Consider the following 24,650-nt stretch of genomic DNA (forward strand, 5'->3'; position numbering starts at 1 on the left):
ATAGAACAGCGCCAGGCCCGGAATGGTCATCATCAGCACCAGCGCCGTGCTGACCAGCATCCACGCCGTGTCGCCCGTGTCGATCGCGGGGTCCGCCGCCAGCGCCGGGGTGGCCGCCATCAGTAGCGGGGCAGCCGCCAGCCCGGGCAGGGCGCGCGGCAGAAGGCGGGCGGGGGTATGGGGACGGGTTGCGGTCACAGCGCGTCCTCTCCGGTTTCACGGGTGCGAATGCGGATGACGCTGTCCAGGCTGGATACGAAGATCTTGCCGTCGCCGATCTTGCCCGTATGCGCCGACTGCAGGATCACGTCGACGACCTGATCGACAATGTCGTCGGAAACCGCGACCTCGATCTTCACCTTTGGCAGGAAGCTGACATGGTATTCAGCGCCGCGGTAGATTTCGGTCTGGCCCTTCTGGCGGCCGAAACCCTTCACTTCCGATACCGTGAGGCCCTGAATGCCCAGCGGCGTCAGCGATTCCCGAACGTCGTCGAGCTTGAAGGGCTTGATGATGGCTGTGACAAGCTTCATCGCGCCGTGCCTCCTTGTTCCATGGTGATCCGTTTCCCGATCCGAATGATGATCCAAACTTCTATAACGGCAATACAAAATCCGTGCCATCCGCGAGCGAACTTGACGCAGGGGCCTGACTGGTGTGCCTTGCAGCCCTCGAAAGCGGCGGCCTCTGCCTGATTTATGGGCGGCAGCCCCGGAACGGATCACGGTTCCGCCGGATTACGCCATCCGGAGGGCTATCACAGGACCACAGGCATGACCGAAGGCATGACGCCGTTTCCGACGACCGGACTCGACGCGGGGAAAGACGGCGACGGGGCGGTCGGGGATGTCGACGTGTGCATCGTGGGCGCCGGGCCGGTCGGCGCCAGCCTGGCCTGCCGGCTGGCGGTCGGCGGGCTGCGCGTCGCCATCATCGATCGTGCCGCCCTGCCGCCGATGGAAGAGCCCGGATTCGACGGTCGCGCCTATGCCATCGCGGCGGGACCGCGCAACCTGCTGGACGCCGCCGGCGTATGGGGGCGGCTGCCGCAGCCATCCTGCCCGATCGAGGAAATCCGCGTTTCCGACGGTCGCCCCGGCGAGGCACCGTCCCCCCTGTTCCTGGAATTCGGCCGCGAGGACGCCGATCAGCCGTTCGGCTGGATGATCGAGGCCCGGTCCCTGCGGGTGGCGCTGAACGCGGCGCTGCATGCGTCGGACAACATCGTCGTCCTGGCCCCGGACGAGGCCACGATCACCCGGACCGAACAGGGGGTGCAGGTGCGGACCCGTTCGGGGCGGACGTTCGGCGCGCGCCTGGCGGTCGCGGCCGAGGGGCGGCGCAGCCCGTTGCGCGAGCAGGCGCGCATCGGGGTCACCCGGCTGCCGTACCATCAATGCGGGATCGTCGGCGCGGTGGCGCACGCGCGGCCCCATGGTAATCGCGCGCTGGAACATTTCCTGCCCGCCGGCCCGTTCGCCCAGCTTCCCATGGCCGGAACAGCCGATTATCCGAACCTGTCGGCCATCGTCTGGTCGGAAAAGGACGACGTCGCCCGCCGCATGGCCGCCCTGCCGCCCGATGCCTTCGCCCACGAAATCCAGCGCCGGATGGGGGATTGGCTGGGTGAGGTGACACCCGTGGGGCAACGCTGGATCTATCCGCTGTCGGCGCAGTACGCCCAGCGTTACGTCGATACCCGGCTGGCACTGGTGGGCGATGCCGCCCACGGCGTCCATCCCATCGCGGGCCAGGGACTGAACCTGGGCTTCCGGGACGTCATCGCATTGTCCGACCTGCTGATCGCGGCCCGGTCGCGGGGCGAGGATCCGGGCGCGCAGGCCCTGCTGCGCCGCTATCAGGCGCGCTGCCGCCCGGTCAACATGCTGATGCTGGCGGCGATGGACGGGCTGGAACGCCTGTTCGGCAACGACAATCCCATCCTGCGCCGGGCGCGCGACCTGGGCCTGGCGGGCGTGCATCGCCTTCCCGCGCTGCGCCGGGCCTTCGTCCGCCAGGCAATGGGGGTGTAACCCGCCCCTCTGGTCAGGAGGGGGGGCGGGTTCCCATATCGGCTGTTCCGTGCAACCGTCAGGTCCGTCATGCCCGATACATCCACCATATCCGCCCCGGGCTCCCGCGTGGGACGCCCCGTCGCAGACCCCACCCTGTCGGCTGTCGATCAGCAGCGGCTGTGGGAAGAACTCGCGCATGGGTGCGAGGGGTGTGGCGATCCGCTGGTGCGCGGCCTGCTGGCGACCGGCATCCGCAACCATGCGACCTTCGCCAACGCGCTGGCGGCGCTGATCGGGCGGAAGCTGGGCGACCGGTCGGTGGCCGATGACGCCCTGTCCGAACTGGTGACCGAAGTCTTCCTGGCCGACCCCGAGATCGTGGCCGCCGCCGCCGCCGACCTGGTCGCGATTCGCGAGCGTGACCCCGCTACCGCCGACTACGCGACGCCGTTCCTGTTCTTCAAAGGCTACCACGCGGTGCAGAGCCATCGCGTGGCCCATTGGCTGTGGCGGGCCGGCCGCCGCCATCTGGCGCTGCATCTGCAAAGCCGGGCGTCCGAACTGTTCGCCGTCGATATCCATCCGGCGGCGCGGCTGGGGCGGCGGATCCTGCTCGACCACGGCACCGGGATCGTGATCGGCGAGACCTCGGTGCTGGAAGACGACGTGTCGCTGCTGCAGGGGGTGACGCTGGGCGGCACGGGTAAGAATGTCGGCGACCGCCATCCCAAGGTCCGGCGCGGTGTCCTGATCGGCGCGGGCGCCAAGATCCTGGGGAATATCGAACTGGGCGAGGGGGCGAAGGTCGGCGCGGGCTCGATCGTCCTGGAATCGGTGCCGCCGTTCACCACCGTCGTCGGCAACCCGGCCCGGCCGGTGGGCACGCGCCATTCCGCGCTGCCGGCCTTCACCATGGATCAGATGCTGCCGCCGATCGACTACATGATCTGAAGCGGAATCCGAATATCAGGCGTTTCCGATCTGGACATCCCCGGCATTGGACCGAACACTGCCAGGGGGAAACGGCTGAAAAAAGGATAAGACGGCATGAAAGCTGGGGATCGTATCGCGTGGGCGATGTCACTGGCGGTGTGCGGCGGGCTATATTCCGGCGCGGCCATGGCGGCGGCGCCGGTTCTTCTGGATCATACGACGCTGATCGACGGCACGGGGGCCGCGGCGCAGTCCGACAGCGCGATCCTGATCCAGGACGGGCGTATCGCGGCCGTGGGGCATAGCGGCGCCGTCGCGGTGCCCGGGGGGACGAAGACGGTCGATCTGTCCGGCATGACGGTCCTGCCCGGCCTGATCTCGGACCACAGCCACACCGGCCTGGTCAAAGGCACGAAGGTGGACGCGTCGAATTATACGCGTGCCAACATCCTGGCGGCCCTGAAACAGTACGAACGGTACGGTGTGCTGACGGTCACGTCGCTGGGCCTGAACAACTCGCCGCTGTTCGACCAGTTGCGGCAGGAACAGCATGCGGGCAGCAATCCCGGCGCCGACCTGTTCGGCGTCGATCAGGGGATCGGCGCGCCGGACGGCGTGCCGCCGCAGGGCATGTTCCATCTGGGGCCCGACCAGATCTATCGTCCCACCACCGAGGCCGAGGCCCGCGCCGCCGTCGATCGCATGGTCGACGAGGGCACCGACCTGGTGAAGGTCTGGGTGGACACGTTCCGCAACGGCGTGCCGGGCGCGAAGGGCTTCCCCAAGATGGATCCCGCGATCTACCGCGCCGTGATCGCCGAGGCCCATGCGCGCGGCAAGCGGGTTGCCGCCCATATCCACGACCTGTCGGACGCCAAGGCGCTGGTCGAGGCCGGGGCCGATATCATCGCCCATGGGGTGCGCGACCAGCCGGTCGATACCGACTTCATCATGCTGATGGAACAGAAGGGCGCGTGGTATATCGCGACCCTCGATCTGGACGAGGCCAATTACATCTTCGCCCTGCACCCGGAATGGCTGGACGATCCGGTCCTGTCGACGGGGCTCAGCCCCGAACTGCGCGCGCAGTTCGCCGACCCGGCCTGGCGGGCCAAGGTGCTGGCGGCCCCGCTGACCGCCGCATCCAAGGCGGCGCTGGCCATCAACGAACATAATCTGCTGACCTTGTACCGGGCCGGGATCCGCATCGGGTTCGGAACCGATTCGGGCGCGTCGCCCACCCGTATTCCCGGCTTCGCCGAACATCGGGAACTGAAGCTGATGGTCGAGGCCGGCCTGACGCCGATGCAGGCGCTGGCGGTGGCGACGGGCAATGCCGCCGCCTTGATGCACCTGTCCGATCGCGGCGTGATCCTGCCCGGCCGCCTGGCCGACCTGTTCGTCGTGTCCGGCGACCCGGCCACCGACATCACGGCCGTCGACAGGATCGAGCAGGTCTGGCATCGCGGGGTGAAGACCGACGGACCGCTGGTCGCGCGATAGGCCCGCGCCAGCCCAGGTCGCGGATCAGGAGCAGCATGCCGCATATCGTTGTGATTGGTGGAGGCCCCGCCGGCCTGGCCGCGGCTGGCGAACTGGCAGGCAGGGGCTGCACCGTCACGGTGCTGGAGCGCATGCCGACCGTCGGGCGCAAGATCCTGATGGCCGGGCGGGGCGGGTTGAACCTGACCCATTCCGAACCGTTCGATCGTTTCGTCACCCGCTATGGCCCGGCGCGGCCGTGGCTGGAACCCGCCTTGCGCGCCTTTGCGCCGGACGATCTGCGCCACTGGGCCGAGGATCTGGGGCAACCCTGCTTCACCGGCAGCAGCGGCCGGGTCTTCCCCCAGGCGATGAAGGCCTCGCCGCTGCTGCGGGCATGGGTGGTGCGCCTGACCGGGCTGGGGGTGAATATCCGCACCCGGCATGACTGGACCGGCTGGAACGCGGCGGGCCGCGTCACCTTCACCGGGCCGGACGGCGCGGGCGCCATGTCGGCCGATGCCGTAATTCTGGCCATGGGTGGGGCAAGCTGGCCGCGCCTGGGGTCGGACGGGCAATGGACGCGCCTCCTGGCCCGACAGGGGGTTATCGCTGCGCCTTTTCAGGCGGCCAACTGCGGGTTTGCCACCAACTGGACCGAGGCGACGCGGACCCGCTTCGCCGGCGAACCGCTGCGCGGGATCGCACTGACGATGGAAGGTGCGTCGGGTGCGCCCGTCCGGGGCGAGGCGGTGGTGACCGCCGCCGGGCTGGAAGGTGGCGCGATCTACGCCCTGTCCGCCCCCCTGCGCGACAGGATTGCGGCCCAGGGGCAGGCGAGGGTGCTGCTGGACCTGCGCCCCGACATGTCGCTGGATGTGGTTCAGGCGCGCCTGGAGCGGGTCCGGGGGCGCGAGAGCCTGTCGAACACGCTGCGCAAGGCGCTGCGCCTGCCGCCGGTCGCGGTGGCGATCCTGCGCGAGGGGGCCGATGGGGTGCCGCCGCGCGATACGGCGGAACTGGCCCGGCTGGTCAAGGCCGTGCCGGTGACGCTGCTGGCGCCCGATTCGCTGGATCGTGCGATTTCGGTGGCGGGCGGCATCCGGGCGGCGGATGTCGATGCCCGCTTCATGTTGCGGGCCCTGCCGGGTGTCTTCGCGGCGGGCGAGATGCTGGATTGGGAAGCCCCCACCGGGGGTTATCTGCTTCAGGCCTGCTTCGCCACCGGCCGCGCGGCGGCGGCGGGCGTGCTGGACTGGTTGCAGGAAGGGGCCAAGGAACGGTATCCGTCCACCCCATGACGGTTGCGATCACGATTGGGGAAGTGCGGGGCGGCGGGCCTGCCGTGATGGATCTGGCGGAATTGCTGTCCACGCGCCTGCTGGTGCAGGGCAATTCCGGATCGGGCAAGTCGCATCTGCTGCGCCGGCTGCTAGAACAGTCGGCGACCCTGGTCCAGCAGGCCATCATCGACCCCGAGGGCGATTTCGTCAGCCTGGCCGAGAAATACGGTCATCTGGTGATCGACGGCGCCATGCATACCGAGGCCGAGTTGCAGGCGGCGGGCGAGCGGATGCGCGTTCATCGCGCGTCGGTGGTCCTGAACCTGGAAGGCGTGGATGCCGAATTGCAGATGCGCCGCGCGGCGGCCTTCCTGGGCGGCATGTTCGAGGTCGCGCGTGCCCACTGGTATCCTGTGCTGGTGGTGGTGGACGAGGCCCAGCTTTTCGCCCCGGCCGCCGCCGGCGAGGTGTCGGACGAGGCCCGGCGCGCCTCGCTGGGGGCCATGACCAACCTGATGTGCCGAGGACGCAAGCGCGGGCTGGCCGGGGTTATCGCGACGCAGCGTCTGGCCAAGCTGGCCAAGAATGTCGCCGCCGAGGCGTCGAATTTCCTGATGGGGCGCACGTTCCTCGATATCGACATGGCGCGCGCGGCCGACCTGCTGGGCATGGAGCGCCGGCAGGCCGAAAGCTTCCGCGACCTGCAACGCGGGTTTTTCGTGGCGCTGGGCCCCGCGCTATGCCGCCGGCCCGTGGCCGTGCGGATCGGCGAAGTCGAGACCGAAAGCCGTTCGGCCGGCCCGACCCTGTTGCCGTTCGAACCCGCGCCGCCGCCCGAGGAAATGCGCGAACTGATCCTGACCCCGCTGCCGGACCGCGAACTGATGGCCCGGCCGGCCCGGACGCCCGCGCCGCCGCCGCCGGATATCCTGGCGCAGCTCGCCGCCCATGCCGCCTCGGCGGCCGTGGAGGCCGAAGCCGAGGAACCGCCGCCGCAGACCCCGGCCGACCGGGCCGAACAGCGCCGGCGCTTCGCCGCCATCCTGACCGACATATTGCGCGACGAGGATGCCGGCTTCCGGCCGGTGCATGTGCTGTATCAGGATTTCCTGGTCCGCTGCCGGATCGAGGGCATGGGGCGGCAGGCGATGGACATGCCGCAATTCCGCCGGGCGCTGGCCACCGCGCGGGCCGGCATCGACGCCGAAACCGCCGAGGGCGAGGCCTGGCAGCAGGCCGAACGGATTGCGACGCCGCTGCCCGACGACATGCGCGGGATCTTCCTGCTGATCGCCCGCGCGGCGATGGAAGGCGCCCCCTGCCCATCCGACGCCACCATCGCCCGTGTCTACGGTACCCATTCCCTGGGCCGCGCCCGGCGGCAACTGGCGTATCTTGAAGAACAGAACGTCATTGTTCTGCGTACCGACGGTATGGGGCGGCGAAGTGCCGCCGTCATCGGCCTGGGCTGGGAAACCGCCCCGTCCGACCCGAATGGCGCGGGTCAGAGCACAGTGTAACATTACGCGTCGGACGCGTCCTGCAAGGCCGTTATTCATCCCAACCGATGATCGTAAGTTCAGGCCACAAGGCCTTCCACCTTGCGAGCTTCTTTTCGTATATTTCGCGCGTGATTTGTTTTTTGTTGGGACGCGCGATCGAACCAAACAAATCGGACAGTCCGTAAGGCGCGCATAATTCCAGGCCGGTATTCTGAGGACGCAGGCCAACCGCTGTTGTGCGGTGGTCGGGAATGTCGCAATGGCTTCCGGGATCGATCTGTAGGCTGGGATGCAGTAGCCGAATTTTTCCTTATACCAGCAATGGACTCTGGCCTGGTTCTTTACGTCTATCCAGACAGGCACATCGCGGAATGCCGCTCGGATTCGAGCGGAATGTGCGGCTTCGGCATCCTCGGAAAGATTGTCCGCATCGAAATAAATAATATCAATGTCATTGATGCCGTGAGCAGGCGGATAGCGGAATGTATGATTCCAGATTGTCTGGGCCACCGCTCCGGCCACAAGCCAGGCATCAGGAAGAGAAATTTGATCCCATCTTCCGAGAATCGTGGAAAGAAGGGGACTTTCGGCAACAATAGACCGTAGTTTCGTTTCCTGAGCCTCTTTCAGAGGGCTCTTTGGGCCTGACGACCGTGTTTGCACGACGGTCAGGCAGAAGCCGGGGGGACGGGCGCCTGGGTCCATTTTCGGGCGGGGGGCGTATAATCGTCAAACAACTCGAAGAGTTCCAAAGGGTCCGATGTAACGACCAGCATGCTGGCATATTCAGGCTTCATGAAGCCTTCCCGGGTGGTCTTCGCGATCATCGCCAACAGAGGATCGAAATAGCCCTCGACATTGAGAAAGCCGCAAGGCTTGTTGTGAATGCCAAGCTGCGCCCACGTCCATTGTTCGAATATCTCTTCCAGGGTTCCCGCTCCGCCCGGAAGCGTCACGAACCCCGACGCCAGCTCCGACATGCGCTGTTTGCGAACATGCATATCGGGGACCACTTCCAGATGAGTCAGACCCTGATGCGCAATTTCACGCTCGACAAGGGCCTTCGGCATAACGCCGATGACCTCGCCACCGGCCGCGAGCGCACCATCCGCGACGGCGCCCATAAGACCAACATGTCCGCCGCCATATACGATCGCGATACCACGCTGTGCGGCGAGGCGTCCGAATGCATATGCTGCATGCTTATAAGCTGGTTCACGCCCTTCGGACGAGCCACAGAAAACGGCGAGTTTCAAGGCGACCTCCCGACATCGGCTTCGACCGACGGATTATTTCACATAAGGGCGGGTAAGGGGAGCGGATGAATGGATCGTCACGTCCTTCGAATCACCGTTGCCGTCACGCGTTGATGGGCCCTGAAGCCAAGTGACTCATACAGGGCGATCGCTCCGGCATTATTTGCATATGAATGCAGAAAAGGCTGCTCTCCTCTTGCAAGAATACGTTTCGCGACGACGCGCATCAGGAAGCCTGCATAACCTCGTCCGCGATACTCCGGGTGGGTACATACGCCGCTTATTTCGGTGAAATTTCCGGGCTTCAGGCGCTCTCCGGCCATGGCGACAAGGCGGCCATTGTCGCGAATTCCGATGAAGCCACCGAGGCGCCATGTGCCGGCCCGGAAAGGACCGGGGGCGGTAAGCGTTGCAAGCGCCAGCATGTCTGCGGCATCGGCCTCTCCAAGATCACGGAATGGAAAACTGCGGTCCTGTTCAGAGACATGCGCGGCAACCATTTGCAGGCATTCGGCGCTGTGGACGATTACGGCGCCATCGGGTGCTGCGATCGGCTCTTTTTCAACGAGCCAGATGTCGTCGGTTGCGGATAACCGCGCCAGCGTGGCCAGGTGTCCTGCCGTATTCCGGCGTGCGGCTCCGAACGGGCCGATTGCAGGATCGAAGCGCCGCGCGTTGGGGGTGCCGATCGACAACGGCGCCTGACGTCCCGCGAGTGCGTTCCAGACAGGACGGTCGAGCATTTCCAGCGAAGCCCTACGCTGCCCGTCTGAATCGGCATGCGGCGTTGTTGGGGCCGCCAGCAGGCATCTTGCCAGGGAAAGAGCTTCGGTCAGATCATGCTGTTCGGCGGGAGTGAGACGCGACAGCGCCGCTGCAATGACATCATGCTGACGACGATCGATGGCTGCGAATGCCGCACGACCGGCAGGGGTGAGGCGGATGGGCCGGGAGCGGCTATCCGTGGCCGAACGATCGCGTGAGATCCACTCGCGTTGTTCAAACCGGCTGACCATGCGGCTCAGATAACCGCGATCCAGATCAAGTTCATCTTGTAGCATGTTGGCCTGAACCGGTTCGCGCCGGGCAATTTCCAGCAGAAGCCGAGCCTCCGGAAGGCTCATATCGCTGCCCAGAAAGCGCGCGTCCAAGGCCCCGACATATCGGGTGTAGAATCGGTTGAACGTGCGGACGGCTTCTATCGTCTGTTCCATGAGGACGACGTTGCGCCATCTAGTTGCCAAAGGCAACTAAATTGAAACGGGCTGCAGCGCGCGGTGCTTGGTCCCGGCACCAAACATCTAATGCACCAGACGTCCTTCGATCCCTGCCAGCTTTTCGGGATTACGGACGATCTGAATGGCCGTGATCCGTTCGCCGGCGATTGTGAGGGTTGTCGTCTGGATCAGCCCGTCGGTTTCGACGGTGACAAAGCCGGGTGCGCCGTTGATCAGGTCCCGATACAGCACCGGGGGCGCCTGCCTTCCATTCCTGCGGCTCTGCGCCACCAGCAGGCGGCAAATTCGGTCGACACCTTCAATGACATTCAGGGCCGCCGGACGAATGCCCCCGCCGTCGGAAATGAGGCGCACGTCTTCCGCCAGAATAGTTCTCAATGCCGCTTCGTCACCGCTGCGCGACGCTTCCAGAAATGCCTCGGCTACGCGCATCGCCCAGGTGCTGTCCGGCGCGGGTCCCGGGCGATTGCGGTGTGTCAGATGCCGCCGGGCGCGGGACGCCAGTTGCCGGCAGGCGGCCGGGCTGCGTGCCAGCAGAGTTGCGATTTCATCGAACGGTGTTTCGAAAAGGTCGTGCAGGATAAATACGGCGCGTTCCGCTGGGGAAAGCTGTTGAAGGGTTACCAGAAAGGCAACCGACAGATCTTCGTCATGCATGTGTTTCAGCGCCTGCGGCGCGTCCTGCGTATGCAGCAATGGTTCCGGCAGCCATGGCCCGACATATTGTCCGCGGCGTTGCGGCGCCGCCCTGAGCCAGTCAAGGCAGAGGCGCGTCACGACCTTCAGCAGCCACGCCCTGGGATTGTCTATGGCTGGCTGGTCCGCCGTGTGCCAGCGCAGAAAAGCGTCCTGCACCATGTCTTCCGCGACGGCCAGCGACCCTGTCATCCGATAGGCAATGCCTGTCATATCCGGTCGAAATTGCATGAACGTCGCCGTAGGATCCGACATTCCTACCCTCGCAGCCCGGGTGCGCGTGGCAGGGAGCGAAAGCCCATCACCAGGCGGTTCCAGCTGTTGATCATGACAATCGCCATGGTGAGCTGCACGATTCCCTCGTCCGAGAAGTGCCCGCGCAGCCCTTCATAGGCCATATCCGGTGCATGTGTCGTTGCGATGCGCGTCAATGCCTCGGCCCATGCGAGCGCGGCCCGTTCACAAGGCGTATAAATCGTTGCTTCCTGCCAGGCGGACAGAAGCACGATCCTGTCGGTCCTTTCTCCGGCCTGCTGCAGAATGCGGAGGTGCATATCGAGGCAAAAGACGCATCCGTTGATCTGGGAGACCCGGATTTTCACCAGTTCAAGCAGACCATGCCCCAGTCCGTCTGTCATGACGGCCTGTTCAAGGTCCAGCATTTTTCCCAGAAGCACGGGAGAGGTTGCGTAATAGTCGAGCCGAGCCGTCATAGGGGCATCCTTGCCATGGGTGTTACCTTAAGACGGAGAGAGGGTACGTTTTGTGACACGCGCCCGATCCGGGACTGCATCCGGGATGACGCGCTTTCCATCGGACATGCGACCGCAACGCTGCACAGGGCGTTCGGACGTCCGGCTTCGAAATTGTCCGTTGTGTCCTGACCCGGCTGCTAATGAAAAAGCCCCGCTTCCTTCCGGAAGCGGGGCTTTTTCGTCAGTGGTCCTGGCCGGCGAACCGGCCGAGGATCAGCGGCGCCACCAGCCGGTCTTGCGGACCGGGGCGGGTGCGCTGTCGTCGATCACGATCGGCTGCACCACCGGGCTGTCGGTGGCCGGCGTCGCGGCCTCGGCCGGGGCCTCGGCAAGGGCTTCCACCGGGGGCTTGGCCTTTTTCGCGCGGGCTGGTGCCTTGCGGGCGCGGCGCGGCTTGGCCGGGGCCTCGGCGGTGGGCGCGACGGTGGCGGCCTCTTCGGTCACAGCCGGTTCCGCCGACTTCGCCTTGCGGGTCGTCGTGGCGGCACGCGGCGCGCGCTTGCGGGCCGGCTTCTTCGGCTCCTCGGCTTCGGCGGCGGGTGCCTCGGGTTCGGCTACTACCGCGACGGGCTCTTCCGCCACCTTGGACGGCGTCTTCGCCGTGCTTTTGGCCGCGGCCTTGCGCGCCGGTGCCCGACGCCGCGCAGGCTTTACCGGCTCGGCGACGACGGTCTCGGCCTCGGCTTCCGGCGTGGCCACAACGACCGGGGCAGGGGCTTCCACCTCGGCTTTGGCGGCGGCGGCCTTGCGGGGACGGGCGGCGGCGCGGCGGCGGGATGCCCGCTTGGGCGCAGGCTCGGCCTCGACGATTTCGACCTCGACCTCGACGGGGACCTCCGACGCGGCTTCCACCGCATCGGCCACGATTTCCGCCGTTGCCTCGATCACCGTTGCCTCGGGGACCGCTTCGGGTTCCGAGATGGCCAGCGTCTCGGCAATATCGACGATCTCGACCGAGACCGGGGCCTGGACGGGCATTGCCGGGATAAGGTCGGTGTCGGTCGATTGCTCGATCACGTCGAAGATGTCGATGATGCCGTTACCGAACGGGTTGGCCGGCGTCGGGCCGCGATACGGCGCTTCCACCTCGGGCGTCACGGGGCGGCGGTCCTGCCGGTCGCGACGGCGGCGGTTGCGATCGCGGCCGCCTTCTTCCCGAACCACGGGGGCGGTGGCGACGGTCTCGGGCGCAGCGACCGGGCTCTCTTCCTCGGCCTCGGCGGCCTCGGATTCTTCCGGCGCCGCGATGGCGGCCGACTGCGGGGCCGTGGTCTCGCCATGCTCGGCGCCACCACGACGCCGACGACGGCGGCGGCGGCGGCGGCGATGATCGGTGCCGTCGTCGTTCTCCTCCGCTGCGGTCGGGGGCGCTGCGGTTTCGGCTTCGGCCTGGGCAGGAGCCTCGTCCTGAATCGGGATTTCGCGGACCAGGGCGGGCGCCGCGACGGTCTCGGGCTCCTCCGTGGGGGCGGGCAGGGCGACCGGTTCGAACTTTTCGGTCTGCGGGCGGACGCGCTCGATCCGCAATTGCGGCGGCAGCAGGGTCGCATCGGGGGTGAAGACGACGCGCATCTTGTGGCGCTTCTCGATCTCATCCAGCCAGACGCGCTTGTTGTTGAGGATATACAGCGCGATTTCCGAGGCCACATGCACCGTGATCTCGGCGGCGCGGCGACGGGTGCCTTCTTCCTCGACGGCGCGCAGCACATGCAGCGCGGCGCTTTCGGTCCCGCGGATGATGCCCGTGCCCTGGCAGTGCGGGCAGGGGGTGAAGGTCGATTCCGTGATCGACGGGCGCAGCCGCTGGCGCGACATCTCCAGCAACCCGAAATGCGAGATATTGCCGACCTGGATGCGCGCGCGATCGGTGCGCAGCGCGTCCTTCAGCCGCCGCTCGACCATCGCGTTGTGCTTGCGGCTCTCCATGTCGATGAAGTCGATGACGATCAGGCCTGCCAGGTCGCGCAGGCGCAACTGCCGCGCCACTTCCTCGGCGGCTTCGAGGTTGGTGCGAAGCGCCGTCTCCTCGATATTGCGCTCGCGCGTCGCGCGGCCCGAATTGACGTCGATGGCGACCAGCGCCTCGGCCTGGTTGATGACCAGATACCCGCCCGAGCGCAGCTGCACCGTCGGCGACAGCATCGAATCCAGCAGCCCCTCGACATTGAAATGCGAGAACAGCGGCTGCCCGTCGCGCCAGCATTTCACCTTCTGCGCGCCCTGCGGCATCAGCATGCGCATGAATTCGCGCGCCGACTTCCATCCCGTCTCGCCATCGACCAAGATTTCGCCCACGTCGCGGGTATAGATGTCGCGAATGGCGCGCTTGATCAGGCTCGCTTCTTCATAGATCAGCGCCGGCGCGATCGAATTGAGCGTATGTTCGCGGATGTCGTCCCACAGGCGCAGCAGATATTCGCAGTCGCGCATGATTTCGGGGCGCGGGCGCTGGGCGCCGGCGGTGCGGACGATCATCGCCATGCCGCGCGGAATCTGCAGTTCGGCGATCACGTCCTTCAGCCGGCGCCGGTCGGCGACCGACGTGATCTTGCGCGACACGCCGCCGCCGCGCAGCGAATTCGGCATCAGCACGCAATAGCGCCCGGCCAGCGAGACATAGGTAGTCAGCGCGGCGCCCTTGTTGCCGCGCTCTTCCTTGACGACCTGCACCAGCAGGATCTGCCGGCGGCGGATGACTTCCTGGATCTTGTAGCTGCGCAGGAAGCGGGCGATCCGGCGCTGGACCACGCCCTCGTCGCCGGTATCGGTCTCGCCGCCGACGGTCTCGGGCAGGGACTCGCCATCGCTGTCGCCGGCCTCGTCCTCGCCATTCGCGCCCTCGGCATCGCGGGGCGCGGGTTCGGCCTCGTCGTCCTGGGGGGCGGCTTCCTCGGCGCGGGCTTCCTCTTCCTGCAGCGCCAGCAGCTTCTCGCGGTCGGCAACCGGGATCTGGTAGTAATCCGGATGGATCTCGCTGAAGGCGAGGAAACCGTGACGGTTTCCGCCATATTCCACGAAGGCGGCCTGCAGGCTGGGCTCGACCCGGATGACCTTGGCGAGGTAGATATTGCCCTTGAGCTGCTTCTTGACGGATGCCTCGACGTCGTAGTCTTCGAGCCTGTTACCATCCATCACGACCACGCGGGTTTCTTCCGCGTGGGTCGTGTCGATCAGCATGCGCTTGTTCATAAAAAACGGAACTCCGGTGTGCCCGGCTCCTCTGTCTGTTCGGCGTCCTCATCGGGGACGGGCAACTGCGACGGGGAAGGCGAGCAGAAACGAACGGGAAAGATATGACGGATCCGGAAGCCGTTGCGGCGGGGCCCGGGCAACCAGCGTCGGCATGTGTCACGGGTGACGCATGCTGTATCGTGCTGCCTGCAAACGCGGTCCGCGTGGCGTTCATCCATCCTCATCAGGCGATGACGATGCGTCCAGGCCGAGGCGCGGCCGCGTCGTCAGATCAATATATCGTCGTCATCCTGCGCCCGGCCTTGCGGCAGGGGTGGAGCGGCCGCCGGGCCACGCGGTTGCGGGCCGTCCGACCCGTGTTGCGGTCGGACGCGCCACGCCCGCGCGGGGCCGGCCTGCCGAATGGGGCCGGTCATGCCGGCCGGGGGCGCCCATGACCTGCACGGACGTCGGCCGACGCGGACCCATCACCAGTTCAGCATGACCTAACTGCGCCTTCGCTGCAAGCACCACCGCGAAAATGCCGCAGGTCCCTGCAAATCCGTACGAATGAATTGCCGCAAGTGGTTGAATTGCTGACGGGCGGGTCGAAAGATGCTAAGAAGCCCGTCAGGATCCGCAGCAGGGACCGGCCGTCATGCACACCCATCGTTCCGATCGCGCGACGACGGCGGGCCGGAAGGCCGATTGTCCGGCCGGCCCGGCGTGTCGGGACCGGCGGCATGTCCTGCTGTCCGGCCTGTCGGCCGCCGGGATGCTGCTGCGCCCGGGTGCCGCGTCCACCGCCACCACGCACCATCGGGCGCACGCCGTCCATGCCGCGCGGCATGCCGTGCCCGCGCCGGTCATGCATCGCGCGCCCGCAATCGTCGGCCGGGCGGCGGCCCCCCTGCCGCTGGTCATGCTCGATCCCGGTCACGGCGGCAAGGATCCGGGCGCGATCGGGGTGTCGGGCACCTACGAAAAGCATATCGCTGAGGCCGCGGCGTCGGAATTGCGGCGGCAGTTGTTGGCCAGCGGCGCCTACCGCGTGGCAATGACGCGATCCGACGACCGGTTCATCCCGCTGGAGGGGCGGGTCGATATCGCCCATACCCATCGCGCCGCCCTGTTCGTGTCCATGCATGCCGACGCGCTGACCGATCGCGGAGTGCGGGGGGCCAGCGTCTATACCCTGTCGGGTCAGGCCTCGGATGCCCAGACGGCGGCGCTGGCCCGCACCGAAAACAGCGCCGACCGGTTCGGCGGCCCGCAGGTGCACGCCAGTTCGCCCGAGGTGCAGGCCATCCTGGCCAGCCTGGTGACCGAGGAAACCCGGCGCGGCGCCGCCCATCTGGCCAGCAGCGTCGTCGCGGCCTTCCAGCCCCGTATCGGCCTGCTGCCGCATCCGTCGCGGCATGCGGCGTTCGTGGTCCTGAAATCGGCGGACATTCCGTCGGTGCTGGTGGAAATGGGCTTCATGTCCAACCGGCTGGATGAGGCCGCGCTGCGCCAGGCGGGGCACCGGATGATGGTGGCCGGCGCGATGAAGCAGGCGATCGACCGGTATTTCGCCTCGGCCGGCGGCGTCACCCGCCTGACGGGCTGATGGCGCGCCTGTTCGGATGGCGGCCTTTTGGGTTGCAATCGGCGGATCGGTCTGTATGGTGCCGCCCATGGATTTTGCGATGTTCATGATGGCAGACGGGTCGGGCGCAGCAGCGCCGGCATTGTCGCGCGCCCATGGACGTGCCGCCCTCCTGCTTCGCCTTCGACTTATCTGCCCCTGAGCGTTCAGGGCCGGCACGAAGCCGGTACGCCCAGGGGGTAACGGCGGGAGCAATCCCGCAGGCTAGGCAAGGAACGCCCGTCGTGGCGTTCAGAGGCGAACATCCGGACCTGTCCGAGGTAATCCATGACTATCGACCATCCGTCCTTCGGCCGCATCGGCGACGATCGTGTCATCATTTTCGACACGACCCTGCGTGACGGCGAACAATCCCCCGGCTTTTCGATGAACCTGACGGAAAAGCTCCGGATGGCGGAAGCCCTGGCGGAACTGGGCGTCGACGTGATCGAGGCCGGCTTCCCCGTGGCGTCGAAGGGCGATTTCGACAGCGTCCACCAGATTGCGTCCACCGTGCGCGGCCCTGTGGTGTGCGCGCTGGCGCGCAGCGGCGGCAAGAACGACATCGCCAGCGCGGGCGAGGCCATTCGTCCTGCCGAACGCGGGCGCATCCATAATTTCATCTCCACTTCGCCGCTGCACATGAAATACAAGCTGCGGATGGAGCCGGAAACGGTGCTGGAACTGATCGTCGCGGGCAATACCGCGGCGCGCCAGTTCACCGATGACGTCGAATGGTCGGCCGAGGACGGGTCGCGGACCGATCCCGACTTCCTGTGCCGCTGCGTCGAGGCCGCGATCAAGGCCGGGGCCACGACGATCAACATCCCCGACACGGTCGGCTATGCCACGCCCGAGGACATGGCCCGCATCTTCAACGACGTGCGGACCCGCGTGCCGGGGGCGGACCGGGTGATTTTCTCGGCCCACAACCACAATGACCTGGGCCTGGGGGTCGCCAACACCATCGCGTCGCTGGCCGCCGGCGCCCGGCAGATCGAATGCACCATCAACGGCATCGGCGAACGCGCCGGCAATGCGGCGCTGGAAGAAATCGTCATGGCGATCCGCACGCGCCATGACGTCATGCCCTATACGACCGGCATCCGCACGCAGGCCCTGCTGCGGACCTCGCGCATGCTGGCGACCATCACAGGCTTCGACGTGCAGCCCAACAAGGCCATCGTCGGTCGCAATGCCTTCGCCCATGAAAGCGGCATCCATCAGGATGGCGTGTTGAAGAACGCCGCGACGTACGAAATCATGACGCCGGAAAGCGTGGGCTGGACCAAGTCCTCGCTGGTGCTGGGCAAGCATTCCGGCCGGGCGGCCTTCCGCGACAAGCTGAAGGCCATGGGTTATGGCGAGATGGACGACGCGCATCTGAACGACGCCTTCGCCCGCTTCAAGGACCTGGCCGATCGCAAGAAGGTCGTCTACGACGAGGATCTGGCAGCGCTGGTGGATGACGAGGCGCGGGACCATGCCCGCATCCGCTTCGTCTCGCTGGAAGTCGAGGCCGGGTCGAAGCGCCCCGCGCGTGCGGCGCTGACGCTGGAGGTCGATGGCGAGGCCCGCAGTGCCACCGTCACCGGCCAGGGGCCTGTCGATGCCGCCTTCAACGCGATCCAGCAGATCTTCCCCCACGACGCGACGCTGCAGCTTTATTCGGTCGGCGCGGTCACCGAGGGCAGCGACGCGCAGGCCCGCACTACCGTGCGCCTGGAAGAGGACGGCAAGCTGGTGGACGGCCAGGGCGCGGACAGCGACACGCTGGTGTCGGCCGTCCGCGCTTATGTCCATGCGCTGAACAAGCTGCTGGTCAAGCGCACCCGCGCCGAGCCCGAAGCGCTGACGGCCTGAAGAGAAAGGCCCCACACAGGCGGATGTGCCAGGCGTGCATGGCACATCCCTGTGATCGCGGGGTCGCGGATCGCCCGTCCGGAGTGGATGATCCCGTGTGATGAATCGGGCAATGCAACAGCGTCGGCTTGGCAGGGTGGGATGGGCCATCGCGTTTGTCGCGATGCTCGGCCAGCTTCTGCTCGGCAGCGCCGCCTTCTCGGACCAGGAGACCGACGCGCAATTCGCGACGCTCTCCGCGCTGTCCGTGCTCTGCGACAGTTCCCTGCCGATCGACGGCGCGGGCCAGACGCCCGCGCGGCGCCACCATGTCCATGGCGATGTCGGCCTGCCGTTGCCCGGTGCACTGGCCGATCTGTTCCTGCTGCCCGCCGGCGGGCCGGTGGTGCCGGCGTTGCTGCCGGTGCTGATCGGGCTGGCAGGGTTTGCGGCAGCCGCGCGCGGCCCGCCCTCAGTCGTCAACGCCGCGGCACGGCCGCGCGGTCCCCCTGTCCTGAACTGACCCCTCGCGCCGGCCGCCGGCCCGACTGATACGCCTGTCACGCCGCTCCGGGATATTCGGGGCCGCGTGGCGGGCCTGTCGTCGTGCCGTGTGCCGGCTGGATCCGTCACGCAAGGACTCTCGATGACATGCATGGATTTCACAAGGTCCCACGGGGCCTCGGCATAACGCCGCGCACGCTTGCGCGCGTTTCGGTCATGCTCGGCATTCTGGCGGATGCCGGACCGGCACTGGCCGCTACCCCCACCCCGCCGGCCGAAACGGCGGTGGCGCCCCGGCGCGTGGAATCGATCCTCGTCACCGGGCAAAGTTCGAAGCCCGCGGCCGACATCAGGCGGTTTTCCCTGCCGCAGACGGTGGAAAGCACCGACCGGCGCAGGATCGAGGCCACGACCAATATCGTCGATGCCGAGGACGCGCTGAAATACATGCCCAGCCTGTTCGTGCGGAAACGCAATAACGGCGACACCCAGGCGACGCTTCAGACCAGGACATGGGGCGTCAATTCCAGCGCGCGCAGCCTTGTCTATGTCGACGACATGCCGATTTCCGCTCTGATTTCCAACAACAACACCAACGGCGCGCCGCGCTGGGGCATGGTCGCGCCCGAGCAGATCGAACGGGTCGACATGCTCTACGGCCCGTTCGCCGCGGAATATCCGGGCAATGCCATGGGCGGCGTCGTCCTGATCACCACCCGGATGCCCGACCGGTTCGCGGCGACGGTCAAGCAGACCGGCAGCGTGCAAAGCTTCGATGCGTACAAGACGCACGGAACCTACGGCACCGCCGGCAGCGCGGTCACGCTGGGCGACAAAATCGGCAGGTTTTCCTGGTTCGTCAGCGCGAACCGGGAGGAAACGCTTGCCGAACCGCTGTTTTTCATCACCAGCGGCCAGACACCCGCGGGTACGACGGGCATCATCCCGGCGCTGAGCAAGACCGGGGCGACCGCCAATGTCGTTGGTGCGGGCGGATTGCTGCACAGTACCATGAACACCGTGACGGGGCGCGTCTCTTACGATCTGACGGACTGGCTGCGGGCGAGCTATACGATCGGTTTCTGGACCAACGATGCGCGCGCGCGGTCCCAGACCTACCTGACCGACGCGGCGGACAGGCCGACCTTCGGCGGCGTGTCGGGCTTCGCCAACGACACCTATACCCAAAGCCAGCGGCATCTGATGAACGCGGTGTCGCTGAAGACCGATACCAGGGCCCATTGGGATTGGGAGGCGATCTTTACCGATTACGCCTTCCTGCGCGACATGCAGCGCAATCCGGCCGGCGTGCTGGCCGGTACGACGTTTCGGCCGAACGGCTATCTCGCCCGGCTGGATGGTACCGGCTGGACCACGGCGGATGTGAAGGCAATCTGGCGCCCCGACGGGAGTGCCGGCCCGCATGAGGTCAGTTTCGGCGGCCACCGGGACCAGTACGACCTGAACAACCCCACCTACAACACCGATAACTGGATGGCGTCGCCCCGCGACGGCAACGGTACGCTCTATGCCAGCGGGCGGGGCAGGAGTTCGACCTATGCCCTCTGGGCGCAGGATGCATGGACATTCGCCCCGGGCTTCACGCTGACGGTCGGTGGGCGGCTGGAATTCTGGCGGGCGTTCGACGGGGCCAATTTCGCGGGAACGACCGCGGTGGCGCAGCCGCGGGTGCGTTCGACCAACGCCTCGCCCAAGGCGACGCTGGCCTGGCGGATCGATCCGGCCTGGAGCGCCAAGCTGTCGTTCGGCGAGGCCTATCGCTACCCGACCGTGGCCGAACTGTACCAGATCGTCGCCACGGGCGGGACCTATTCGGTGCCCGATCCCGACCTGTCGCCGGAAAATGTCTATTCGGGCGAATTGACCGTCGAGCATCGGCTGCGCCAGGGGCGGATCCGTCTGTCGCTGTTTCAGGAAAATGTCAGGAACGCGCTGATTTCACAAAGCAATCTGATTAACAATATCTACACCACGACGTTCCAGAACGTCCGTCAGGTGCGCAATCGCGGCGTGGAATTCGTGGTGGACCGGCATGACCTGCTGGTACCTGGCCTCGATGTGTCCAACAGCGTGACCTATGTCGATTCCCGCATTCTGTCCGACCCCGGGTTCAGCAGCGCGGCGGGCACGACGGCGACGGGCAAGCATGTGCCGTATGTCCCGAACTGGCGGGATACCGCGCAGGTGACGTACCGGCCCAACGATCGCCTGGATCTGTCGGTCGCGGTCCGATACCAGGGCCGGATGTACTCGACGCTGGACAACACCGACCGGGTGTCGCACGTCTTCGGCGCGTTCGACCCGTTCGTGGTCGTTGATCTGCACGCTCATTATCGCGTCTACCGGTCGCTGACGCTCGATGCCGGCATCGATAACGTCAACAACGACCGGTATTACGAATATCACCCCTTTCCGATGCGCACCTATGTTGCGGACCTGAAGGCGCGTTTCTGATGACCGGCATTCCGGCTCAGTAGCCGTAGGGGCCCGGATAATTCTGCGGGGGATAATAGCCTTGCGGCGGGTAGGCCGGTTGGGCGTAGCCGCCATAAGCCGGCGGCGCATAGCCGGGCGGGGGGGGGCCGGGTGGCGGGTAGCCCTGCGGCGGGTAATAGCGGTGTGGCGCCGTGGGCGTGGTGGCCGCGCCGGTCGCGGCGCCCAGGGCGCCGCCGGTCAGCGCCCCGATGGCCGCCCCGGTTCCGCCGCCGGCCAGCCCGCCAATGGCGGCGCCGCCGCCCGCGCCGATCAATCCTCCGCCCAGGGCGCGCTGCCCCGGATCGTAGGGATTGCTGCACGCCGCCAGCGAGAGAACGGCGCCCGCCAGGGCCAGCGTCGCCGTCGCGCGCACGGGGCGTCGGGCAGGCTGCCCGACACGGAAGAATAGACTGCGGAAAATGGTCATGTTCATCTCATGGTTGCGGTGAACCGCACGGCGGCCTCGGCAGGGAGTCAGTAGCCCCGATTGTAGTAGTTGCTGCGACGGGGCCGGTTGGGCGTGGTGGCGGCCCCGGTGGCCGCGCCCACGGCGCCGCCGGTCAGCGCCCCAATGGCCGCCCCCGTTCCGCCGCCGGCCAGCCCGCCGATGGCGGCGCCGCCACCCGCGCCGATCAGCGCGCCGGTTCCGGCACGGGCCCCGGGGTCATAGGGGCTGCCGCATCCGGCCAGGGCCAGCAATCCGCAACCCAGCAGTGCGGCGCGGGTAGTGTAGGGGCCTTGCATACGGATCTTCATGATCGTCTTCCTTGTTCGCGACGGTCCGGCAGCGCATGCCCTCCGCGATGACCTTTGCGCCCGGTTCGGCGAGCGAACGGACGGGGGTGGCCTCGCCACGGGAGGCCCATGCGACCGTCGAGCCTTCTGATAAAGGTATGGGGGTGCTTCGATGGCGAAAACAGGGCGATGGCCGGACGGCGGGATGGAATTTTCCGCCGCGTGGGCCGGTGACGTGAGGAAAAGCACGAATTAATGTCCACGGGCCTTGCCCGCGCGCGCGGGCACCGTTAAGCCCTCGCCCTGATCCAGGAAGGCCGGCGCGGGTGATGACGGACGGGTTGACCGTCGAGGCGTCGCGCGACTCGTCGCCGGGGTCGGAGTCGCGTGCTTGTTGTCGGGGAGTTCTGGATGTTTGCTCGTCTGCTGGGTCTGCTGTCGGCCGACATGGCCATCGACCTCGGCACGGCCAATACCCTTGTCTATGTGAAGGGACGCGGCGTCGTCCTGAACGAACCGTCGGTGGTGGCGATTGCCGACGTGCGCGGCAAGAAGCAGGTGCTGGCCGTGGGCGAGGAGGCCAAGCAGATGGTCGGCCGCACGCCGGGAAACATCACGGCCATCCGTCCGCTGCGCGACGGCGTCATCGCGGATTTCGAGGTGGCGGAGGAAATGATCAAGCATTTCATCCGCAAGGTTCACAATCGCCGCATGTTCGCCAGCCCGCTGATCATCGTCTGCGTGCCTTCGGGCTCCACCGCCGTCGAACGTCGCGCGATCCAGGAAAGTGCGGAAAGCGCTGGCGCGCGCAAGGTGTTCCTGATCGAGGAACCGATGGCGGCCGCGATCGGCGCCGGCCTGCCGGTGACCGAGCCCTCGGGCAGCATGATCGTCGATATCGGCGGCGGCACCACCGAGGTGGCGGTGATCTCGCTGGGCGGCATCGTCTACGCCCGTTCGGCCCGCGTCGGCGGCGACAAGATGGATGAAGCGATCATTTCCTACATCCGCCGGAACCATAATCTGCTGATCGGCGAAAGCTCGGCCGAGCGGATCAAGATCGAGCTGGGGGCCGCGTTGCCGCCCGACGAACTCGACGACGAGGGCGGCTGGCGCGAGGTCCGGGGCCGCGATCTGGTCAACGGCGTGCCGCGTGAAGTCATCGTATCCCAGGCCCAGATCGCCGAGAGCCTCGCCGAACCGGTCAGCCATATCGTCGATGCCGTCACGACGGCGCTGGAAAACACGCCGCCGGAACTGGCGGCCGACATCGTCGACAAGGGCATCGTCCTGACCGGCGGCGGCGCGCTGCTCTATCGTCTGGACGAGGTGCTGCGCCGGGCGACCGGCCTGCCGGTGACGGTCGGCGAAGATGCGCTGTCGTGCGTGGCGCTGGGGACTGGACGCGCCCTGGAAGAAATGAAACGATTGCGGAACGTGCTGACCAGCATGTACTGACGGGCGAACCGGCGCGGGCAGACTCCCGCATTCCGGCAAACGGGCGAACAAGGGGGCCGGGGCGATGAACGTCCGGCAGCGGAACAGGGGTTCGGGCAGGCGGCGCGCGCGCGACCGGGTGGCGGGGGCGCGATGCTGATTCCGCTGTCCATTCAGTCGCGCCAGGCGCTGGACAAGCTGGTCCTGCCGCTGCTGATCGTCGCGGCGCTGGGCATCATGCTGCTGGGCCAGGCCGACCGCCGGCTGACCGAACGGGTGCGCATGGGGGTCGCCGACATGCTGGCCCCGGCCTATGGCCTGATCGTCTGGCCGCAGGAACGTCTGCACGGCCTGTATCAGCGCATGCGCGACATGACGCGAATCGAGGCCGAGAACGAACGCCTGCGGACGGAAAACGCCAATCTGCGCCATTGGTATGACGTGGCGGCGGCGCTGGCGGACGAGAACGCCGCCCTGAAGGGCCATCTGCACTGGATGCCGGATCCCGCGCCGTCCTACGTCACCGGCCGGGTGGTGCGGGACACCAGCGGCCTGTATGCGCGCAGCGTGCTGCTGGCGGCAAATGTCGATGCCGGAATTCACAAGGACGAAATCGTACTCGACGCCTCGGGCCTTGTCGGCCGGGTGACCGAGGTCGGCGGCCGCTCGGTCCGGGTGCTGCTGGTGACCGACGTTTCGAGCCGCATCCCGGTAACCCTGGAAGTCAGTCACGGGGCGGCTATAATGGCTGGCGACAATTCGGCTACGCCCCGGCTGATGTACTATCCGCAGGACAATGGCCCGATCGAGGGAGAGCGTGTCGTCACCAATGGCGAGATCGATTCACTGCCCGCGGGCCTGCCGGTCGGGCGGGTTCATTATGTCCGGCCGGGTCAGCCCGTCGTCATCCCTGCTGCGTCCCTCGACCATCTCGACATCGTCCGGGTGTTCGATTACGGACGTGCCTCGGTGGTCGCGCCGGACGCGCCGGGGCGGATTCCCTTGCCCCGTCCCGGCAATTCCCTTGTGCCATCCTTCCAGTCCAAGGTCGGCCGGGGATGAGGGTATGCATGGATGACGCCCGACCAGTCCCCTGTGCTGCAATCCGGAATCCAGCCTCGCGCCAGCGTGTGGCGCCGGCTGGACGCCATGTCGCGGCGCGGCCTGCCCGCGGTGTTCACCGCCCTGTCGATTCTGCTGCTGTCGGCGCCCTTCGATCTGCCGGGCCAGGCGGAGCTGCTTCCGGGCGTAGTCCTGTCATCGGTGTTTTTCTGGTCGGTCTTCCGTCCGGCGTCGATGTCCTCGCCGGTGGTGTTCCTGCTGGGGTTGCTGGTCGACCTGCTGGGTTTCGGGCCGCCGGGGGTCATGCTGCTGATCCTGCTGATCGTGCATGGGGTCGGCCTGTCGGGCCGGTACGGCTTCGCGCGGATGCATATCCTGCTGCTGTGGGCGGTGTTCGGCGCGGTGGCGCTGGCGGCCACGGTGCTGCAATGGGGGCTGGTCTCGGCGCTGGCGTTGCGGGCGATGCCCGGCGTGCCGTTCGTGTTCCAGTGGACGCTGGCGCTGGGCGTGTTTCCCATGCTCTGTGCGCTGTTCACGGTCATGGCACGCACCATGGCCAACCCCGACCGCGCCTGAGAGCCCGTCTGAAAACGCGTTTTGCTGGCGATCCGACGCG

Annotated in this window: 21 protein-coding genes and 2 pseudogenes; 12 read left to right on the plus strand and 11 right to left on the minus strand. The window is 66.9% G+C overall.

Annotation, left to right across the window (positions count from 1 at the left end):
• Window positions 1-198, minus strand: a pseudogene (locus tag HLH34_RS05885) (ammonia channel protein); the annotation flags it as partial.
• Window positions 195-533 (minus strand): P-II family nitrogen regulator, encoded by a 339-nt coding sequence (glnK, locus tag HLH34_RS05890; RefSeq protein ID WP_012226274.1) that lies wholly within the window; start codon window positions 531-533, stop codon window positions 195-197. The pseudogene HLH34_RS05885 and the gene glnK, both read right to left, overlap by 4 nt.
• Before the next feature lie 252 nt (window positions 534-785).
• Between glnK and HLH34_RS05895 the strand changes: the two genes are divergently transcribed.
• The 5 genes from HLH34_RS05895 to HLH34_RS05915 all read left to right on the plus strand — a co-directional run bounded on the left by HLH34_RS05895 (window position 786) and on the right by HLH34_RS05915 (window position 7,233).
• Entirely contained in the window at window positions 786-2,033 is a 1,248-nt protein-coding gene (locus HLH34_RS05895; protein ID WP_240162183.1) for a UbiH/UbiF/VisC/COQ6 family ubiquinone biosynthesis hydroxylase, read from the plus strand.
• Window positions 2,034-2,102: 69 nt separating this feature from the next.
• Window positions 2,103-2,966: a serine O-acetyltransferase gene (gene cysE, locus HLH34_RS05900; RefSeq protein ID WP_183118696.1), complete on the plus strand. Its 864-nt coding sequence runs from the start codon at window positions 2,103-2,105 to the stop codon at window positions 2,964-2,966.
• 126 nt (window positions 2,967-3,092) lie between these two features.
• Window positions 3,093-4,451 carry an amidohydrolase family protein gene (locus HLH34_RS05905; protein ID WP_244959732.1) on the plus strand — a complete coding sequence of 453 codons (1,359 nt, stop codon included), beginning with the start codon at window positions 3,093-3,095 and terminating at the stop codon, window positions 4,449-4,451.
• A gap of 35 nt (window positions 4,452-4,486) precedes the next feature.
• Window positions 4,487-5,731, plus strand: coding sequence for a TIGR03862 family flavoprotein (locus HLH34_RS05910; RefSeq protein ID WP_183118698.1), 1,245 nt, complete (start codon window positions 4,487-4,489; stop codon window positions 5,729-5,731).
• Window positions 5,728-7,233, plus strand: a complete 1,506-nt coding sequence (locus tag HLH34_RS05915; RefSeq protein ID WP_183118699.1) for an ATP-binding protein — start codon at window positions 5,728-5,730, stop codon at window positions 7,231-7,233. Before HLH34_RS05910 ends, HLH34_RS05915 begins: the two co-directional genes overlap by 4 nt.
• A 31-nt stretch (window positions 7,234-7,264) precedes the next feature.
• Here the strand turns inward: HLH34_RS05915 and HLH34_RS19805 are convergent, their stop codons facing one another.
• The 7 genes and pseudogenes from HLH34_RS19805 to HLH34_RS05950 all read right to left on the minus strand — a co-directional run bounded on the left by HLH34_RS19805 (window position 7,265) and on the right by HLH34_RS05950 (window position 14,349).
• Entirely contained in the window at window positions 7,265-7,519 is a 255-nt protein-coding gene (locus HLH34_RS19805; RefSeq protein WP_408871313.1) for a nucleotidyltransferase family protein, read from the minus strand.
• Window positions 7,465-7,920 (minus strand): annotated as a pseudogene (locus tag HLH34_RS19810) (nucleotidyltransferase family protein); the annotation flags it as partial. The pseudogene HLH34_RS19810 and the gene HLH34_RS19805, both read right to left, overlap by 55 nt.
• Window positions 7,884-8,471 carry an LOG family protein gene (locus HLH34_RS05925; RefSeq protein ID WP_183118700.1) on the minus strand — a complete coding sequence of 196 codons (588 nt, stop codon included), beginning with the start codon at window positions 8,469-8,471 and terminating at the stop codon, window positions 7,884-7,886. The gene HLH34_RS05925 and the pseudogene HLH34_RS19810, both read right to left, overlap by 37 nt.
• Window positions 8,472-8,548: 77 nt before the next feature.
• Window positions 8,549-9,685: a GNAT family N-acetyltransferase gene (locus HLH34_RS19165; protein WP_220792065.1), complete on the minus strand. Its 1,137-nt coding sequence runs from the start codon at window positions 9,683-9,685 to the stop codon at window positions 8,549-8,551.
• 87 nt (window positions 9,686-9,772) lie between these two features.
• Window positions 9,773-10,660 carry a sigma-70 family RNA polymerase sigma factor gene (locus HLH34_RS05940; RefSeq protein ID WP_183118701.1) on the minus strand — a complete coding sequence of 296 codons (888 nt, stop codon included), beginning with the start codon at window positions 10,658-10,660 and terminating at the stop codon, window positions 9,773-9,775.
• 2 nt (window positions 10,661-10,662) lie between these two features.
• Complete coding sequence (locus tag HLH34_RS05945; RefSeq protein ID WP_183118702.1) at window positions 10,663-11,118, minus strand: carboxymuconolactone decarboxylase family protein; 456 nt, start codon at window positions 11,116-11,118, stop codon at window positions 10,663-10,665.
• Between the two features lie 255 nt (window positions 11,119-11,373).
• Window positions 11,374-14,349 carry an Rne/Rng family ribonuclease gene (locus HLH34_RS05950; protein ID WP_183118703.1) on the minus strand — a complete coding sequence of 992 codons (2,976 nt, stop codon included), beginning with the start codon at window positions 14,347-14,349 and terminating at the stop codon, window positions 11,374-11,376.
• A 757-nt stretch (window positions 14,350-15,106) separates the two neighbouring features.
• Between HLH34_RS05950 and HLH34_RS05955 the strand changes: the two genes are divergently transcribed.
• The 4 genes from HLH34_RS05955 (at window position 15,107) to HLH34_RS05970 (ending at window position 20,779) form a co-directional block, all read left to right on the plus strand.
• Window positions 15,107-15,940 (plus strand): N-acetylmuramoyl-L-alanine amidase family protein, encoded by an 834-nt coding sequence (locus HLH34_RS05955; RefSeq protein ID WP_183118987.1) that lies wholly within the window; start codon window positions 15,107-15,109, stop codon window positions 15,938-15,940.
• A gap of 306 nt (window positions 15,941-16,246) precedes the next feature.
• Complete coding sequence (locus tag HLH34_RS05960) at window positions 16,247-17,821, plus strand: 2-isopropylmalate synthase (RefSeq protein ID WP_183118704.1); 1,575 nt, start codon at window positions 16,247-16,249, stop codon at window positions 17,819-17,821.
• A gap of 112 nt (window positions 17,822-17,933) precedes the next feature.
• Window positions 17,934-18,323: a hypothetical protein gene (locus tag HLH34_RS05965; RefSeq protein ID WP_183118705.1), complete on the plus strand. Its 390-nt coding sequence runs from the start codon at window positions 17,934-17,936 to the stop codon at window positions 18,321-18,323.
• Between the two features lie 128 nt (window positions 18,324-18,451).
• Window positions 18,452-20,779: a TonB-dependent receptor gene (locus tag HLH34_RS05970; RefSeq protein WP_183118706.1), complete on the plus strand. Its 2,328-nt coding sequence runs from the start codon at window positions 18,452-18,454 to the stop codon at window positions 20,777-20,779.
• Window positions 20,780-20,795: 16 nt separating this feature from the next.
• Here the strand turns inward: HLH34_RS05970 and HLH34_RS05975 are convergent, their stop codons facing one another.
• Together HLH34_RS05975 and HLH34_RS05980 are read right to left on the minus strand one after the other, a co-directional pair.
• Window positions 20,796-21,227 (minus strand): hypothetical protein, encoded by a 432-nt coding sequence (locus HLH34_RS05975; protein WP_244959708.1) that lies wholly within the window; start codon window positions 21,225-21,227, stop codon window positions 20,796-20,798.
• A gap of 47 nt (window positions 21,228-21,274) precedes the next feature.
• A complete protein-coding gene (locus HLH34_RS05980) occupies window positions 21,275-21,556 on the minus strand; it encodes a cell envelope biogenesis protein OmpA (RefSeq protein WP_183118707.1) in 282 nt (93 codons plus the stop codon).
• A gap of 390 nt (window positions 21,557-21,946) precedes the next feature.
• Between HLH34_RS05980 and HLH34_RS05985 the strand changes: the two genes are divergently transcribed.
• From HLH34_RS05985 to HLH34_RS05995, 3 genes are all read left to right on the plus strand, one after another.
• Window positions 21,947-22,993 (plus strand): rod shape-determining protein, encoded by a 1,047-nt coding sequence (locus tag HLH34_RS05985; protein WP_183118708.1) that lies wholly within the window; start codon window positions 21,947-21,949, stop codon window positions 22,991-22,993.
• A 135-nt stretch (window positions 22,994-23,128) separates the two neighbouring features.
• The gene (gene mreC / locus HLH34_RS05990; protein WP_183118989.1) at window positions 23,129-24,034 is read left to right on the plus strand and encodes a rod shape-determining protein MreC; all 906 of its coding nucleotides are present in this window, start codon (window positions 23,129-23,131) and stop codon (window positions 24,032-24,034) included.
• A 12-nt stretch (window positions 24,035-24,046) separates the two neighbouring features.
• Complete coding sequence (locus HLH34_RS05995) at window positions 24,047-24,610, plus strand: hypothetical protein (RefSeq protein ID WP_183118709.1); 564 nt, start codon at window positions 24,047-24,049, stop codon at window positions 24,608-24,610.
• The last annotated feature ends 40 nt before the right edge of the window (window positions 24,611-24,650 follow it).

Origin of the sequence: Gluconacetobacter azotocaptans (genome assembly GCF_014174355.1) — a bacterium.
Taxonomy (GTDB): domain Bacteria; phylum Pseudomonadota; class Alphaproteobacteria; order Acetobacterales; family Acetobacteraceae; genus Gluconacetobacter; species Gluconacetobacter azotocaptans.

Coding starts and splice junctions, on each gene's coding strand:
- glnK (WP_012226274.1), bottom strand. CDS start 533: ATGAAGCTTGTCACAGCCATCATCAAGCCCTTCAAGCTCGACGACGTT.
- HLH34_RS05895 (WP_240162183.1), top strand. CDS start 786: ATGACGCCGTTTCCGACGACCGGACTCGACGCGGGGAAAGACGGCGAC.
- cysE (WP_183118696.1), top strand. CDS start 2,103: ATGCCCGATACATCCACCATATCCGCCCCGGGCTCCCGCGTGGGACGC.
- HLH34_RS05905 (WP_244959732.1), top strand. CDS start 3,093: ATGTCACTGGCGGTGTGCGGCGGGCTATATTCCGGCGCGGCCATGGCG.
- HLH34_RS05910 (WP_183118698.1), top strand. CDS start 4,487: ATGCCGCATATCGTTGTGATTGGTGGAGGCCCCGCCGGCCTGGCCGCG.
- HLH34_RS05915 (WP_183118699.1), top strand. CDS start 5,728: ATGACGGTTGCGATCACGATTGGGGAAGTGCGGGGCGGCGGGCCTGCC.
- HLH34_RS19165 (WP_220792065.1), bottom strand. CDS start 9,685: ATGGAACAGACGATAGAAGCCGTCCGCACGTTCAACCGATTCTACACC.
- HLH34_RS05940 (WP_183118701.1), bottom strand. CDS start 10,660: ATGTCGGATCCTACGGCGACGTTCATGCAATTTCGACCGGATATGACA.
- HLH34_RS05945 (WP_183118702.1), bottom strand. CDS start 11,118: ATGACGGCTCGGCTCGACTATTACGCAACCTCTCCCGTGCTTCTGGGA.
- HLH34_RS05950 (WP_183118703.1), bottom strand. CDS start 14,349: ATGAACAAGCGCATGCTGATCGACACGACCCACGCGGAAGAAACCCGC.
- HLH34_RS05955 (WP_183118987.1), top strand. CDS start 15,107: ATGCTGCTGCGCCCGGGTGCCGCGTCCACCGCCACCACGCACCATCGG.
- HLH34_RS05960 (WP_183118704.1), top strand. CDS start 16,247: ATGACTATCGACCATCCGTCCTTCGGCCGCATCGGCGACGATCGTGTC.
- HLH34_RS05965 (WP_183118705.1), top strand. CDS start 17,934: ATGCAACAGCGTCGGCTTGGCAGGGTGGGATGGGCCATCGCGTTTGTC.
- HLH34_RS05970 (WP_183118706.1), top strand. CDS start 18,452: ATGCATGGATTTCACAAGGTCCCACGGGGCCTCGGCATAACGCCGCGC.
- HLH34_RS05975 (WP_244959708.1), bottom strand. CDS start 21,227: ATGACCATTTTCCGCAGTCTATTCTTCCGTGTCGGGCAGCCTGCCCGA.
- HLH34_RS05980 (WP_183118707.1), bottom strand. CDS start 21,556: ATGAAGATCCGTATGCAAGGCCCCTACACTACCCGCGCCGCACTGCTG.
- HLH34_RS05985 (WP_183118708.1), top strand. CDS start 21,947: ATGTTTGCTCGTCTGCTGGGTCTGCTGTCGGCCGACATGGCCATCGAC.
- HLH34_RS05995 (WP_183118709.1), top strand. CDS start 24,047: ATGACGCCCGACCAGTCCCCTGTGCTGCAATCCGGAATCCAGCCTCGC.